The organism is uncultured Lactobacillus sp. (assembly GCF_948948975.1).
GTDB lineage: Bacteria > Bacillota > Bacilli > Lactobacillales > Lactobacillaceae > Lactobacillus.
In genome coordinates this window covers 1-15916 of the sequence record NZ_CARBVX010000009.1, presented here as the reverse complement: position 1 = coordinate 15916, position 15916 = coordinate 1, and the positions used below count along the sequence as shown (strand labels likewise).

Here is a 15916-nt window from a genome sequence, read left to right as displayed (position 1 = left end):
GTCTTAGGGATATCTCCTGTACCCAAGACTACTCATGATATATTTAAATATTGCATTTTTAATTAAAGTCGCTGATTGTAAAATTAAATTGAACACTTGATAAAAAATAAAAAGTCCATTCGGACCTGTTTGATAGAATGTTAATAACCACAAAAACTTTCTATTGGAGGTCAAAATGGACTCTTTACATTCTACCATGAACCAGCACGTTAAAGGCAAGCATTTATCATTTGAAGAGCGAGTTATTATTCAATTGCGTTTGAAAGATGGCTATTCTTTGCGTGCAATTGCCCGTGAACTTAACTGTTCTCCTTCTACTATCAGCTATGAGGTTAAGCGTGGCACTGTAAAACTGTATCATGGTAAAGTCAAAAAATATAAGGCTACTCAAGGGCATGATGCATATAAAGCTCATCGTAAAAATTGTGGGCGCAAATCAGACTTTCTCAGAAAAGCTCAATTCATGCGCTATGTCCACAAGCATTTTTTTAAAGATGGCTGGTCGCTTGATGTGTGCAGTAATCGTGCTACTGCTGTTGGCGAATTCGCTAGCAGCGATGTTGTCTGCACCAAAACTCTTTATAATTACGTTGATCAAGGCTTATTAGGAATTTATAATTACGACTTGCCAGAGAAGCTTAAACGCAATACTAAGCTTCATCGTATTCGCAAAAATAAGAAAAAACTTGGCAGAAGCATTGAAGAACGTCCTAAAGAGATCAATAAACGTAATGAATTCGGTCATTGGGAATGCGATTTAGTTCTCGGACATAAGAGCAAAGATGATGAGGTACTGCTAACCTTATCTGAGCGTATGAGTCGTGAGTTTTTAATTCTTCGTATTCCTGACAAGACTTCTGTCAGTGTCATGCAGGCCTTTAAAGAACTCCAAAGGCAATACAGCGAACATTGGAATGATATTTTTAAAACCATTACCACTGATAATGGCTCAGAGTTTGCAGATCTTTCCAACCTAGAAAAAGTATCCAATACACTGGTTTACTATGTCCATCCTTACACTTCTTGTGATAAGGGAACAGTTGAAAGACACAATGGTCTTATTCGCAGATTCATTCCTAAGGGAGAAGCAATAGCTAACTATTCTTTACAAGACATCATTAATATTGAAACCTGGTGCAATTCTTTGCCAAGAAAGATACTGGCCTATCATACACCAGATGAAATCTTTGAAAGAGAATTAGATCTAATCTATCAAGCAGCTTAACTAAAAGTGTTCAATTTATTATTGCAATTTGCGTTTTAATTAAAGTTATCTAATAACCTACATCTTAAACAAAGTTTTAACTTTACGAGTATTTCTTACTGAAAAGTATTCAATATCTCCGTTTATAAAAATTATTTTTTTCTCTTTCAAATCAATATTTTGTACATTATGCGGATTAATCACACAAGATTGACTAATTTGTACCAGTTGACTGTATATTGTTGGAATATCTTTTAAACTACCAATAAATTCTGCCCAGCCTGTCTTCTTTACTAATTGTAGTTTATGACCAACATTCGTAGTTGTAATGTAAATCACATCATCTAAACTTATATTCTTTATTTCTTGACCAAATCGATAAGAAAACGTATTTCTTTTTATATAATCAAACTTTGAAATTTTATCTATTGCATTTTCAATTGCATACAATATACGCGCACGGGTTTTATCTAAATCACTACTTTTAACAATAAAGTCTATTGCGCCTAATCTTCGTTCAAACGTTAAAAATGCCATATCTTCATGGCTAGTAATGAAAATCAATTGGGCTTTTTTATCTTTTTCCTTAATGACTTCACCTAGATCAATTCCATTTTTTTCATGTAACTTTTTACCAATCTCTATATCAAGAAAATAAATTCCGGCACTTATATGTGTATTTTCAATATATGATGTTGCCTCTTCATAGCTACTAGCATTCTTTACAACATCAAATTCTATTTTTTCTTCATCGCTTAAGATTATGCTAGCTTTTTCTAAACAATCATTTATAAATTTTATCTGTTGTAAATCATCATCACATATAAAAACTGAATACTTAATTTTAATTCCTCCTTACTTAAATATAACCAAATTAAACGTAAACCATCCTGCTTCTGTATTAATATCCACCATCATATTGTTTGGATATTTTTCAACAATCTTTAAAACATTGTTTAATCCTATGCCTGAATGATTTTCTTTTGTTGTATGTCCCATCTGGAAGACCTCATTTTTATTTATCTCTTTAGCTATAGAGTTTCTAATTATGAATTCCAAATTACCATTATTCTGATAAAGCATAGCTTCAATTTTAGGATCTTTCTCTTTTTTCGTAGCTTCAATAGCATTATCAAACGTAATTCCCAGAATTCTAACCACATCCATATGTTCAGAAGAAGATAAAAAAGGAAAAGTATTTATATCTTTTTCGCAACTAAATCTATATTTTATTCCATTGTTAAACATTTTAGACAGTTTCGTTATTATAATACTTTTTACAAGCTCATCATGAATATGGTTTACGTCTTTAAATTTACTTAAGGCGTCTGAATCAAAATGCTCTTTAGTATATTCATCAAGTTGTTTTATTAACACTTTAGAATCTTCTTTTTGCGCACTAATTTTCAAACTATTTAATTCCGATAATCATGTTTAAATCTACGGAGTCTATCTTCGTCTTTTTCCAACGAATTAGCGTATTCTTTTAACTGATTATTATTACGTTGTAATTGCGCATTTTGCTTTTTTAGATAATTTTGTTCAGCTTCATTCAGTATATTTTTACTTGTTCGTACACTGATTTTTACATTAACGATAGTATATACTCCTTGAATTATCAAAATTCCTATTAAGATAACCAAGGCCGTAGACAAAGTCTTTTCAATGCTAGCTATTATATAGGCAATAATACTTGAAATATATAGATAAATAGCAGAATTTAAGAGAATATTTTTATTCCTACCACTAATTAACTTATTAATCTTTTTAGCGTAATAACTAATAAAAATATATGATAGTAAAACTAAAAAGATGTAGATCACTGCACTAGTATCTGCTCTAATATCAAATAACTTGTCCCAAAAACTAACTACTATATTATTGCCTAAGTCAATAATCCCAATAATTAATGCGCCGGTTAAAAGAACTCTATAATCTTTTTTTGATCGAGAGCATACTAAAATAAGCAGCCCCATTTCTATTATTGTAAAAACAGCATCAAGAGGAGGAAAAGCTATTAAATCTGCGACTATTTCTTCAAAAATTGTCACCAAAAAAACAAGTAAGATCAAAATCCTACTTATTTTTTCTTTTGTCTTAAATTTAATAATTTTAAAGTAATTAAAAAAATCTACTAGTGGTGATAGAACTAATAGAGTCATATATAGAATAATTGACAGCATCTTTTAAAGTCCTAAATATTTCTTTAGACGTTTTATGAATAACTGCTCCTTAGGTGATATTTTCGAGAAAAAACTTACATTGGGATTAAATCCCAATACGCCTTGGAAGCTAATTAAATTTCTTTTTTTACTCATTTAGTCTCTTCCCTTCTAGATTTAAATTTTAGATTACGTTTATATGCCAAAAAGCGCAACAAAAGTTACGCTTTTTTAAATACACTAAAATTAACCAAACAAGGTAATAATTTTATTCCAACAAATAACAGAATTATAAGTATTGTGGTTATGAGTACTACCACCTTTTTTTCTAAAGCTTACAAATGGGCTTGCAGCTTGTAAGCCAAGTAATGATTGTTTTTCATCATTTTGCATATTTATTCACCTCCTTCAAATAGAGAAAAGTTAGTGCTATGAACAAGTGGTATCCACTTTCCCCAATTATTCTCTTTAATTCCCTGAAAGACAGTTAGCATCCCTATTGCACCAGATGCTAAGTCCATTGAATTCTTTAATCCATATGGTCCCGGAACTAAGATTTGATCTTCTTCTATATCAAGATAGTTGTTTATTAAGTCTATTTTTTTAGCAAGGTAATTTGGATAGCCATAATTTTTGGCTGCAAGATCCACTAGCATTAATCCACCAAAACCATCAAATAGACCATTCATGTAAGTTAAATTAACATCTAAAGTCTCTATTAATTTATTAATAAGTGGCCTAATTTCATTCGAAACAATCTCATCATACATAAATTCTAATAATACTAGGGCCAGGCCAGCAGTGCCACTATTAAGATATGGAAAATATGATTCTCTACCTAAAGCAGTTCCGGCTAAATATACCCCATCATTAAAACTGAGATGTACTGCAACAAAATTATTAATTTCTTGCTTTACAATTTTAATTAAGTTTGAATCATATAAAATATATTCCTACTTTTTCTAAAAATAATAGTAGGCCTAACTTTCCATCCAATATTCCTAGAGTTTGACAAGCCTTATAATGACTTGTTACAATGCTTGCAATTTTTTGAACTTCTACCTTTTGCTCTTCTTGTTTATTAGCTTGATACAAAGCTAGTTTAGCTAATCCAATTCCAGCTAATCCACTTTTTAAAGACATATTGTGTATTTTAGTTGCATCAATATTGTTAATTATTTGTTCACCAATTTTTTTATCAAACCAGTTATAAATAAGTGAACCAATTCCCGCTGCTCCAGTAAACAAACCATTATCTTTACTACCTATTTGGATAAGTTGATCTTTACTATTTAAATATAAATTAGTATATAAACGAAAAATTGGCTCTGTTTTTTCTTGTTCAACTAACCCGAGCCCCATCAAGCCGTTTAATACATTAATCTTTCCAGTCGAAGACAGAAATTGTTCAATATCTCCGTTAATAGTCGATTGTGTATCGTCTATATTACTTACTATCCCCCGCTTTAGCTTCGTTATATTTTCATCCAAAGTTCCTAGCATAACAGGATTAGTAGGAACATTGTCATTTTTATGATTAATATGTCCTCTTTTAAAACATTCTAATTTAAATTCTTGGAGGAATTTTTTTACTTCTTCTCGATACTTCATCCAATTTAGATCTCTATATTTCTCGTTATATGTACTCAAGGAATCAATATCAATCAAGGGCTCTAAAGCATATCTAATAGTTTTATATGTTGCCAGCCAATCTGCTTGTTCATACGTACTAATAACCATATTTGAATCTACAAATCCTACCGTCTTTAGACCAGGATCATACTGAGCCATAAGTTCATTAGCTTGTTCTAAATCTATTAAAAGAACTTGATTTTTACTTTCATTTATCAGAATATTGTCTGGCTGTAAATCTCCTAATGCTACTCCTCGTTCATGAACATCATCTACGGCAGTCACTAAGTTTTTAGCTATAGTTTTAATCTTTTCTACATAGTGTGCTTCATCACCATGAACAGGGAATTTATTGCTTATATAATCTCCCAAATTTTCTAACGGTAAATAATCTTCAACTAAATAATTGTGTATCCATACTTGAAAATAATCTTTAATATTTACAACATATGGAGAATCTTTCAACTTGTTTAAAAAGGTAGCTTCATGCTTAATTCTTGAAAAACCATCTTGGAGATGAGAATCTATTCCAGCATTTTTTCTTCCTTCTTTGATAACATATTTTCGTTCTCCACACTGTCCTAAATATACCCCACCTGCATTACTAAAATGCAGAGCACTAGAAATATTGTAGCTATCTAATTTATCTTTATTAACTATTTTATTCGATTTATCTTTTGTAGCTTTTTCAAACGGATCTTCAACAAAATCTGGTTTCTTATAAAATGGTAATCTTTCATCAGGAATTAGATTTCCTTGCTGATCCCTAATACATAATTCCCCATTATTATTTTTAATTTCTTTAAAACCACCATAACGATAATAAATATTTGTTTCTTGATATCTTTTATCTGACAGAATATATGGACCAATTTTATATGGTTGCAATAAAATTTTTAATTTTTCTACTATTTGCTTAAATTGAGTTTCATTTTGAGGATAGATAGTTATAAATTTTCCTGCAGAAACTCTATCTGCCGATTTAGAATTTTTTATTAACCATTCCTCATAGCTATTAGTTACTTTAAAACAAATATTATTTGCAAATAAATAATCACAAGCAGTATTAATCATCAATTGTAACTCTGCTTTATCATAGCCTGCCGACAAATGTATTTTCCAACCTTGAGTTGGTAATTTTACGCTAAGTTTTCTTAAAAAAGTCCAATGTTTATCTTTATATATTTTCCATTCCTTAGATGGTGGAGTAATATTAAAATTATCCACGGTATTGGATGGATCAATAAAGAAATTATCTTTATCATTTAAAAATGGTAAATAATCTTGAATTGTATACTTCATAATTACTCTTTAGATATAAACTGATCATTCACAAACGTTTTATATTTTTCAACTTTTCTTAGAAGCTCTTCATGCGTCCCTGCTCCTAAGATTTGATGATTATCAAGAAAATAAATCTTATCTGCATTTACAATTGTAGAGAGCCTATGAGCTATTACTATTAATGTCTTTTTTGATGATAATTCATCTATTGAACTTAAAATTTCCGATTCAGATTCAGGATCTAAATTTGATGTAGCTTCATCAAAAATAATAAACGGTGTATCTCTCAAATATGCTCTAGCAATTTGAATTTTTTGTCGTTGACCACCTGATAACTTTCCACCGTTTTCACCTACGTCAAAATCTAATTTTCCAGGAAACTTATCTATGTCTTTACTCATAGAAGCAACTTTCAGCGCTTGATTTAATTCTTCTTCACTTGGCTTATCGATTAATCCAAAAGTTAAATTATCTCTTATACTTCCTGAAAATATACTATTTTCTTGAGTAACTACACTAAACAAACTACGCCAACTAGCTAAGGAATAATCTTTACTATTTCTTCCATTTAAAAATACCAGTCCATCATATTTTTCTTGGAGTCTAGTTAAAATACTAATTAGCGTCGTTTTTCCAGCTCCTGAAGGTCCAACGATAGCAATCTTTTTTAATGAATCAAAAGATACCGATACACGTTTTAATACCAGTGAGCTCTTCTTCCCATATTTAAATGAAATATTTTTCATCTCTATATATGGTTCTTTTATGCCATTGATGTCTTTTCCAGTTACTTTTTCCTCTGTAGTATTCATTATTCGGCTAATTACCTTAGATGCACCTTTAGCTTCGGAATAACTAACATAAAAATTGGCTAACGTATTTATTGGAGTAATAATTTCAAATATGTACATCATAAATGATGCTAAAATTCCCATTGAAAGCGTATGTTGTGATACTCTAGTACTTCCATAAAGTACAATTATTAAGAAAGCCAAAAGTGTAAACATTGTCTGAATTGGGCCAGTTATGCTAAAAATTTTATCTATTTTTTTTGATAATCCATAAATGTTATTATTTATCTTTTTAAACTTATGTTTTACTTCTTTTTGAGCATTATATAGCTTGATAATTTGAATATTTTGAATATTTTCAGTTATTACCTGCGATAATTTACTCAGATAGTCCTGAATCAAGAATGAATAACCTTCATTTATTTTTCCTAAAGGATAAGCAATAATCGCTACTATAGTAAAAGAAAGAACAATTACTAATGTTAACTTTAAATCCAAATATAATAGAATACCTATACTTCCAATAAGCGTAATGATACTAACTATTGCATTTGGAACTTCATTAGTAGTAAATTCTTTTATAATTAATGAATCGTTTATAATCCGACTTACTAATTCTCCGCTTGCATTTTCTTTATAAAAAGAGATGGGCAATTTAAGCAATTTTTCTTCTATATTTTCACGAATATCTCTTATTCTTCTGTCACCAGACACACTAATTAGATACATACTTACTGCATTTACAATTGATCCCATCATTAATACAGTAAGAATTGGTAGCAGAGAATCAAATGACATTAGACTTGTAGCTCTAACATCAATAAATTGTCTAACGAAAAGTGGTAAAATCAAATTGCATACACTTCCCGCAACGCTTAATAGAATTGCAATTAACAATAAAACATCTATTTTAAATAAATAAATTCTATCCCTTTTCATTAGTCCCAATATACATTCGGCAGACGGTGCTTACCTCTTTTATTAAAACAAAATACGCTAATTCTTTTAGATTCCAATAATCCAGTCGCCTGCATATTAGATGTTTGACTTCCTTGTAACTTTAGAACTTCATAGTTTTGCATGTTAATGCCTCCTCACTATTTTTGAAATTGATTCCAACAAATAATAGTCGTTGTTACTCTTCTTTTTTTCTTTGGAGCTCCCATATATTCCGTGTGTGCAGTCCGATTTACAGCTTGTAAATTAATAATTGGTAACATCTTTAGCTTTTCCTTTCTGCTAAATTCTAAAATCTTTAAGCCAACCTAAACTAAAATCGTGAAAACAAATTAAACTTCTTCTAGTTCCTTTAGAACCATCTTTTTTAATCGTCTTTTGCTTTGTCTTTTTATTTTGCAATTTTAAAATCGAGTTAAAAAAATCATCCATAAAATCTCTTCTCTCTAAACTTTTATATTTATGCTTATACTTTATCATGTTCTCTTAAATAATTATTAAAAACACAAAATCGATCAAAATAGACCCAAATTCGTAAAAGAGTAATTACTTTTTTCTAAAATTTTTTATCTCAATTTTTTATAAAAAATAACAAAAAACTAATTTTTTTGCGTAATTAATATTGTATTGTAAATAACCAAAAAAGACTCCATTCATATCTCGTATTTTTCATATATTCTCATTTGGAACCTACTATCCTATTTACAATATGCAAAAAGCAGCTTTACAGCTGCTTTTATTTTTTACTTTCAATTTTTAAAATTTGAGGTTTTTTCCTTTTAACTGACTTTACTCCTAAAATATCTAACAAGAAGGTAAAGATCGGTACTCCTACGATTAATCCCCATGTTCCAAGGAAATGTTCCCCTGCAAGTAAAACAACAAAGGTATAAAAGATTGGCAATTCAGTTTTACTTGACATAAACTTTGGATTCAAAATATAGGCCTCAATGGCATGAATAATCATAATCACAATAAAGATGTAGATTACATATCTCAGACCTCCAACTGAATAAGCAACTAAGCTCAAGGGAATTAAAGAAATAATAACTCCAGCAACCGGGATTAAGCTAAGAATAAATACCATTAATCCTAGAGCTATAATTTGCGGCATTCTCATAATAATTAAACAGATCATTGTCATCACAGTATTACATAAAGCAATAAAAAATTGGGCTTCTAAAACAACACCAAAAGTATTAACAAACTTATTCCCAAAATATGCAATATCTTCAAATAGCCAAGATAAGTGACGACTCTGCAAAAAAGTATGAGAAAATTCAGTCATGGAATTAAGCTCAATCGTATAGAAAAAGCTCATGATTAGCGACATGAAAAACGCTATAGTCAATGTTCCAAAATTAGTTAAAGCATGAACCAAAATAGTTACACCATGTTTTGCCTGTGTTGTAATCTCACTATTGCTAATGTAATGACTTAAGTAGCGTGATACCCAGTTCATATCATCCGATTGATAGAATTTAATCAGAGAATGACTCATTTTTATAATTTGCTTAATTAAAATCGGCACATAGATCGTAATCGCAAAGTAAATAAGTGCAATTACTAAGAGATAAGCAAGAACTACAATTACCTGCGCAGGTAAGCTTGGTATTTTCTTTTGAGTAAATCGAATTAAATGCACAATTAAATAGGTAAAAATAAACGTTAGCAAGATGGTGTTCATCATCGAGCGAGCTGCATATAAAACGAGAATAATTAAACAGAGGGTCACAAGACGATGCACAGTTGTATTTTCTTTAAATTTATCCCACGCTTGTCCCATTTAGTTCACTTGCCTCTCTATTTTTTACTTAATTATACACTTATCTTTTTCCTAAGAGCTTTGCAGTAAACTTTTAATTACCTATAAGAATGCTATAATATCTATATATAGCGAATGAAAGCGGTATCTAAATGAGAAAATTGTGGTGGCTAGCAAACATTTATTGGATAATTTTGATTATGTATGGAGGCGGTAAACTCTTTACATATAGTTTTGATACCGCTGAATTAGGTGAAACCGCTAGTTATGCCTTAATTCTCTTAGTGCTCATCTCTGCTAGCATGTTAATTATCGTATTTCAAGCTGCATGGGGTATCTGGCTTCACAATTTTGATAAAAAGAAGCATCATGATAATAAGATTTAAAAAAGAAGATGCTTCAATGTAGTAACGCTCAAATTCATGTCCAACTTTAGGGGATTAGCTCCACTCATTTCCATTAAGTATGTCTTTTTATTGACGTTAAACATTACTTTACTATTCACTAACTTTAATAACTGTTTCAGCTTCTGTTTGAGATCTTTTAACTTTTACACTTAATCTTACAGCAACGAATACAACACTTACCTCTACTGCAAGCAGTGCAATTAAAGTATATCTAACATCGCTAATGCCTGAAATAGTAGTAAAGATAGTAGTCATGACTGGTGCAGACGCCATTGCAAAAGTATTGAGTAGTCCCATAGTTGAAGCCAAAATTTTATGTTCAACTGTATTTACTAACCATTGAGTTAATTTAATAGAAGCGATACTAGCTGTAGCTGCTAAAAGGAAGAAGAATGGCAAGATAGCGTAAATATGAGCTGTGATTGAAGATAGAGTCGTTAAGAAGCTTAAGATTCCAGCAGTAATTGTCATTGCGAATGCTGAAACATTTCTAAATAATTGTTGACCAAACATACTACCAAATGCAGCTCCAAGACTGACTAATACGCCCATTAATGCCATTGTGAAACTGTAGCTACCAATTAACATGGTTGACTTATGACCTGCCATTACAATTGGAATTAAAGCACTCATTGCACCTAATACACCATTAAGTAAAGCAACAATAACCATAATGGTTAATAAACCATGTGCCTTTTTAGCTTGCATGTATGATGACTTCATTGTTGCCAAGAATTTTTGCTCATTAACTTCTTGACGCTCAAGTGATTGACCAGCTTTTTATGTTTCAAGCCAACACTTAAGTATAAAATCCCTGCTACAAGGAAAGTAAGTGCATTAACAAAAGCTAAACTTGAGTATGACATGAACAAAAGTAAACCTGAACCAACGAATTGTGCAACCATATTAATGATTTGCGATACTCCACCAGTAAAGCCTTCTGCTTCACCAAATTCTTCTTTACCAACGATATCTGCAATTAATGGAGATACCAACCCGGCTGAATATGAGCCAAAAGTATCTGAGAAGAAGTTAATTACTACTACTGCAATCACTAAATTCCAATCTGAAACATTAGTAGCAAATAAAATTCCAACAAGACCGTATAAAATAAATCTTGCGACTGCCATTAAGAAAATATTTCTGAACTTCTTATGTGTTCTATCGGCAAAATAACCTGCGAAAATCTCAAATAATCTTGGAATAGATTCAGAAATTGCAATTAATGATAAGGCTAGAGAGTAGTTTTGTAATTTACTTGCATAAGTCATAAATGCTAAGTAGAAAAGTACATCCCCAGTCCCTGATAGAAAACTAGCAATTGAAAATCTTCTATAATCTTTATTTTTCAAAAATACGTTCATAATGTTTAACTCCTTTATTTTAATGTTGCCTTAATCTTAGCAAGGAATTAAAATAATTTTTAAAAATGTCGTATTTGAACATTAGGAGGAAAAAATATGACGATTGGTGAATTACTTAAAGAGGAAAGAATAAAAAAGGGACTCACCCAAAAACAATTTGCAGATGGAATTGTAAGTACTTCATATTATTCAAAAGTTGAAAAGGATGGTCATCGTATTACTGCTGAAGATCTGATTGCTGTTTTAGAACACAATGGTATTCCTCTTTGGTCTTTTTTTTAAAATTTAACTTTAAAAGGAGATTTTGAACATTATCGAAATTTATCTATAGAGGAAGAGGCTTTAGATGCATACTATAGATCAGATAAGAAGCAATTAGAAGTTTTAAAAGAAGAAATAGATAAAAGTCATTTACCAAATAAGAATGAATTATCTTTATCGATAAGCGGTTGGATTGAATGCATGAAAACAAATGATGATGAACCAGATATACAAGTAAGGGAAGATTTAAAAAATCAAATCTTCAACATGCCATCTATTAACTTAAACAAATTAACTCTATTTTGTAATTTTATGGAATTTTATGACTTAGATAGTAATTTTTTCATTACAAAACAAGCTATTAACAAGTTTATAGATACAAAAGAAGTAGATATACAAGAAGTGTTATTAAGTATCATTGGTAATTTACTTTATCTATCTATTAAAGAAGGAAACTATAACTACACGGATTATCTTTTACAAAATTCAAAGAAAATTTCCATAAAGCCACGCTTGTTTTTAGAAAAAGAGTTAATTGCATTTTATCAAAATCTAATTGACTACCATTTTAATAAAAAACAAGTTTATATAGAAAACTGTAAAGATATTACTCATAGTATTAAGTTAGCGGGAATAGACGAATATAGTTATGCACTAAATGGAGTTATAAATAAATATACAAGTTAAGTATCATCACACAGTGATAGTATCAAGCACTCACTTTCTGCACGATCCTAATGTATCATCTGCATCTATTTAATTTAAATACATAAAAAAGCAGTTCGAAAACTGCTTTTACTTTGTTCTACAAAGCCTTACGCTACTGGATTTTCTATTCCTTCACTGAAAGGGTGTTTTGAGTAAGTTTAACTTTCTGACTTACTTTACATTCGGTTAACAGCGTAAAGATTTCAAAAACTATTAGCGTGACAAGTGCATACTTAATATTGGTAAGGCCAGAAATAGTAGTTAAAATAGTCGTTATTAATGGTGCAGACGCAATTAAAATTGTATTTAATAAGCCAACTGTTGATGCCAATATTTTATGTTCAACTGAAGATACGAGCCACTGCGTCAATTTAATAGAAGTAGCACTAGCTGTTAAAGCCAATAAAAAGTACAAACCTAAAATCAGATAAATGTTGGCCACAAAAATTGAAAATGTGGTTAATAATGAGATTACCGTTGCTAAAATTGTCATGGAAAAAATAGTAAACTTCTTAAATATTTGTGTTCCGAACATACTTCCTAAGGCAGCTCCACAACCTACTACTACTCCCATTAGAGCAATAGTAAAGCTATATCTAGAAATTACCATTGTTGCCTTATGTCCAGCGATCATAATTGGAATTAATGCTCCTATTGAACTTAAGGCACCATTAAGAACAGCAACAACCAACACCACTTCAAAAAGTCCTACTTGTTTCTTAACTTGCTTGAACGATGTCTTCATAGTCTTAAAAAATGGTTGAGTATTAACTTCTTGATTCTTAACTCCTTCACCTTGCTTACTATACTTTAATCCTACACTCGCAAATAAAAGTCCAGCCAACAAGAATGACAATGCATTAACAAACGCTAAAGATGAATATGACATTATTAGCAACAATGCCGACCCCACAAATTGAGCAACAATATTAATAACTTGGTTAATTCCGTTAGTAAATCCTTCTGCTTCACCAAAATGGTCTTGTCCAACTAAATCAACAATTAACGGTGAAACTAATCCACTAGAATAAGCCCCAAATGTATCAGAAATCAAGTTGATAACTACAACTATAATTACTAAATTCCACTGATCTATTCGACTGATAAATAAAAATCCTACTAGGCCATATAAGATGCACCGAGCAAGTGCTGTCATAAAAATATTTCTAAACTTTCTCTGAGTTTTATCTGCAAAATATCCACCAAAAATCGTAAACAATTTAGGTACTGATTCAGAAATAGCAATTAATGACAAGGCTAAGGAATAATTTTCTAATTTACTTGCATACGTCATAAATGCTAAATAAAACAGGATATCACCGGCACTAGATAAGAAGCTAGCAATTGAGAAAAGCCGATAGTTTTTATTAGTTAAGAAAATATTCATATTTTTCACCTCTTGCTTAAATATATTACTAGTAGCAAACTGGATGCAGTAAAATAAGTCATATATGACTAAAAATAGAAAGAGACAAAAATATGAAAATTGGAGAACTTTTGAAAGAATATCGTTTAAAACAAGGCAAAAGTCAGAGAGCTTTTATTGGTACAATAGTTACACAATCTTATTATTCAAAAGTAGAAAAAAATAATACTCAACTCACAATTAAGAACTTGGTAGACTTACTTCATTACAATGAGATTTCTGTTCAAAAATTTTTTAGTAAATTTGATAAAGAAAATTATAGCTTACAGTATCAAATAAATGATATTGAAGATATGATAATTGAAGCTTATTATACTAATAATCTTGACAAAATGAATAAAGTTAAAAAATTAGTTTATAGTAGTAAATTAAATAAATCCGATCAAAAAAGCCAAATATTATTAATTGATGGATTTCTAGCATTAATGGATTCAAGTTTCAATAATAAAGAATTAATATCGTCTATTAAAAATAAGATATTTGATATTCCTTCTTTTTCTCAAGAAAAGTTAATGCTTTACTGCGATTTTATGCGTTTTTATAGTCTCGAAGACAATGAAATAATCACCAAAACGATTTTAAGACAATATCAAGATACTAAAAATAGCGATATTCAAGAGCTAATTTTAGCTATAGTATGTAACATCATGATTTTTTCTATTGAAAATAATGACTTTAATAATATCTCTTACTTTACTAATAGTGTTAACAAAACTAAAACAACTCCTAAGTTACTTTTCTATAAGTTGGATATTGATTTTTTTAATAATCTAATTGAAGTGAAAAGAGGAAATGTGAGGAAGCTAAAAAGGTGTGAAGAGATAATAGATATTTTATCTAGAGCAGGAATGTCGGAGTATAGCAAAGAATTACAAAAATTCATCAAAAACAATTTCTGAGTCAAATATGCCTAATCAACCATTTTATAACTGAGCTAAATATAATTAGTAATATAAAGATTAAATAAAGAAGGAGGAAAAGAATTATGAAGCCAGAAGATGTAGTAATTATTATTCTTAAGGGTTAATTAATCCTTACATACAACTATAAACCGGATCATTAGTACTAATGATCCGGTTTTATTTACTTATTTTTAATGATTAATTAAATTTAATACAATGCTATTTTTATCAATCTGCTACAAACAATATATTTTTTCTGCATTTTCTTTTACAAAATTTTCTGTAGTATGTTATTTGTTTAAGAATTTGAAAACATCCTATTTTAATTATATATATGATTTTGCCCTCTCAAGTCCAGTAGTGGAGGATCTAGCTATTCCGAGACGATACGGAAGACGGCTTTAGCCGGCTGAAGCGACGAGGGTAGACTTGCCCGAAACGGATGAAATCTAGAGGGTTACATATATCTTTCAATACTTGACTAGATGACCGTAACTAAAATCCAAATTATATTTATAAAAAGTAAAATTAAAGCTACCATCCCTTTAAACAATGGGCGTCTTGTTGAAGAAAACCTATTAACTAAATATTCCATACTAGCTCCAACAACAATGTTCATTAGAACCATAACCATACGGTAAGAAAAATTTCCCCACGGTGATCCAAGATTTAATAAAGCCAGTAACACAAAAGTTGTTGTTATATCATATTTATAAAAAAGAGTTGTAACAATACCTTTTTTCATAATAGTTTCTCGTACTTTCATAAGATTTCAGTATTCCAAAAAATCCTTAATGGTAGCTAGATTAAATTTGAACTATAAAAATGAAATAAATTTTATAATAAGCAAAAAATCTACTACTAAATTAAAAACTTTTCTATTTGCTCAATTTATAAACTACTAAAGTAATTAGTCCTCCGCATATTCCGCTTAATATAATATTCAAAAGCAAATTTGAAATATATGGGGCAATTAGAAAATTATAAAGTTCAATTACCAATGTTAAACAAATAAAATATAAAATTAATTGCTTTCTTTTCATAAGATTATTG

Annotated in this window: 17 protein-coding genes and 1 pseudogene; 5 read left to right on the top strand and 13 right to left on the bottom strand. The window is 29.9% G+C overall.

Going from position 1 to position 15916, the window contains the following annotated elements; genetic code table 11:
- The first annotated feature begins 175 nt into the window (after window positions 1-175).
- Window positions 176-1225 carry an IS30-like element ISLjo1 family transposase gene (locus tag Q9R40_RS04970; protein ID WP_304676671.1) on the top strand — a complete coding sequence of 350 codons (1050 nt, stop codon included), beginning with the start codon at window positions 176-178 and terminating at the stop codon, window positions 1223-1225.
- A 57-nt stretch (window positions 1226-1282) separates the two neighbouring features.
- On the opposite strand, the gene Q9R40_RS04965 is transcribed toward Q9R40_RS04970, so the two are convergent.
- From Q9R40_RS04965 to Q9R40_RS04920, 10 genes are all read right to left on the bottom strand, one after another.
- Window positions 1283-2029, bottom strand: a complete 747-nt coding sequence (locus Q9R40_RS04965) for a LytTR family DNA-binding domain-containing protein (RefSeq protein WP_228370386.1) — start codon at window positions 2027-2029, stop codon at window positions 1283-1285.
- Between the two features lie 30 nt (window positions 2030-2059).
- Window positions 2060-2614, bottom strand: a complete 555-nt coding sequence (locus Q9R40_RS04960) for a GHKL domain-containing protein (protein WP_304676668.1) — start codon at window positions 2612-2614, stop codon at window positions 2060-2062.
- A gap of 5 nt (window positions 2615-2619) precedes the next feature.
- Window positions 2620-3276 carry a hypothetical protein gene (locus tag Q9R40_RS04955; RefSeq protein WP_304676667.1) on the bottom strand — a complete coding sequence of 219 codons (657 nt, stop codon included), beginning with the start codon at window positions 3274-3276 and terminating at the stop codon, window positions 2620-2622.
- 336 nt (window positions 3277-3612) lie between these two features.
- Complete coding sequence (locus Q9R40_RS04950) at window positions 3613-3759, bottom strand: hypothetical protein (protein ID WP_004898404.1); 147 nt, start codon at window positions 3757-3759, stop codon at window positions 3613-3615.
- Window positions 3760-3761: 2 nt separating this feature from the next.
- Window positions 3762-4136, bottom strand: a complete 375-nt coding sequence (locus Q9R40_RS04945; protein WP_304676663.1) for a hypothetical protein — start codon at window positions 4134-4136, stop codon at window positions 3762-3764.
- Window positions 4137-4302: 166 nt separating this feature from the next.
- Window positions 4303-6300: a hypothetical protein gene (locus tag Q9R40_RS04940; protein ID WP_304676660.1), complete on the bottom strand. Its 1998-nt coding sequence runs from the start codon at window positions 6298-6300 to the stop codon at window positions 4303-4305.
- Between the two features lie 2 nt (window positions 6301-6302).
- The gene (locus tag Q9R40_RS04935; protein WP_087284285.1) at window positions 6303-8012 is read right to left on the bottom strand and encodes an ABC transporter ATP-binding protein; all 1710 of its coding nucleotides are present in this window, start codon (window positions 8010-8012) and stop codon (window positions 6303-6305) included.
- Window positions 8012-8155, bottom strand: coding sequence for a hypothetical protein (locus Q9R40_RS04930; protein WP_155762243.1), 144 nt, complete (start codon window positions 8153-8155; stop codon window positions 8012-8014). Before Q9R40_RS04930 ends, Q9R40_RS04935 begins: the two co-directional genes overlap by 1 nt.
- 157 nt (window positions 8156-8312) lie before the next feature.
- Window positions 8313-8462 (bottom strand): hypothetical protein, encoded by a 150-nt coding sequence (locus Q9R40_RS04925; RefSeq protein ID WP_004898392.1) that lies wholly within the window; start codon window positions 8460-8462, stop codon window positions 8313-8315.
- A gap of 304 nt (window positions 8463-8766) precedes the next feature.
- Window positions 8767-9816 carry an AI-2E family transporter gene (locus Q9R40_RS04920; RefSeq protein WP_304676656.1) on the bottom strand — a complete coding sequence of 350 codons (1050 nt, stop codon included), beginning with the start codon at window positions 9814-9816 and terminating at the stop codon, window positions 8767-8769.
- A 131-nt stretch (window positions 9817-9947) separates the two neighbouring features.
- On the opposite strand from Q9R40_RS04920, the gene Q9R40_RS04915 reads away from it, so the two are divergent.
- On the top strand, window positions 9948-10181 hold the full coding sequence (locus Q9R40_RS04915; protein ID WP_297938212.1) for a DUF3923 family protein: 234 nt from the start codon (window positions 9948-9950) through the stop codon (window positions 10179-10181).
- 111 nt (window positions 10182-10292) lie between these two features.
- Here Q9R40_RS04915 and Q9R40_RS04910 read toward each other — a convergent pair.
- Window positions 10293-11566 (bottom strand): annotated as a pseudogene (locus Q9R40_RS04910) (MFS transporter).
- 96 nt (window positions 11567-11662) lie between these two features.
- Between Q9R40_RS04910 and Q9R40_RS04905 the strand changes: the two are divergent.
- Both Q9R40_RS04905 and Q9R40_RS04900 read left to right on the top strand, forming a co-directional pair.
- Complete coding sequence (locus tag Q9R40_RS04905; RefSeq protein WP_304676652.1) at window positions 11663-11848, top strand: helix-turn-helix domain-containing protein; 186 nt, start codon at window positions 11663-11665, stop codon at window positions 11846-11848.
- Window positions 11849-11893: 45 nt separating this feature from the next.
- On the top strand, window positions 11894-12514 hold the full coding sequence (locus Q9R40_RS04900; protein ID WP_370648934.1) for an Rgg/GadR/MutR family transcriptional regulator: 621 nt from the start codon (window positions 11894-11896) through the stop codon (window positions 12512-12514).
- 145 nt (window positions 12515-12659) lie between these two features.
- On the opposite strand, the gene Q9R40_RS04895 is transcribed toward Q9R40_RS04900, so the two are convergent.
- Window positions 12660-13922, bottom strand: coding sequence for an MFS transporter (locus Q9R40_RS04895; RefSeq protein ID WP_300592917.1), 1263 nt, complete (start codon window positions 13920-13922; stop codon window positions 12660-12662).
- A 92-nt stretch (window positions 13923-14014) separates the two neighbouring features.
- Between Q9R40_RS04895 and Q9R40_RS04890 the strand changes: the two genes are divergently transcribed.
- Window positions 14015-14860: a helix-turn-helix domain-containing protein gene (locus tag Q9R40_RS04890; protein WP_304676648.1), complete on the top strand. Its 846-nt coding sequence runs from the start codon at window positions 14015-14017 to the stop codon at window positions 14858-14860.
- 484 nt (window positions 14861-15344) lie between these two features.
- On the opposite strand, the gene Q9R40_RS04885 is transcribed toward Q9R40_RS04890, so the two are convergent.
- A complete protein-coding gene (locus Q9R40_RS04885) occupies window positions 15345-15608 on the bottom strand; it encodes a hypothetical protein (RefSeq protein WP_004898381.1) in 264 nt (87 codons plus the stop codon).
- Between the last annotated feature and the right edge of the window lie 308 nt (window positions 15609-15916).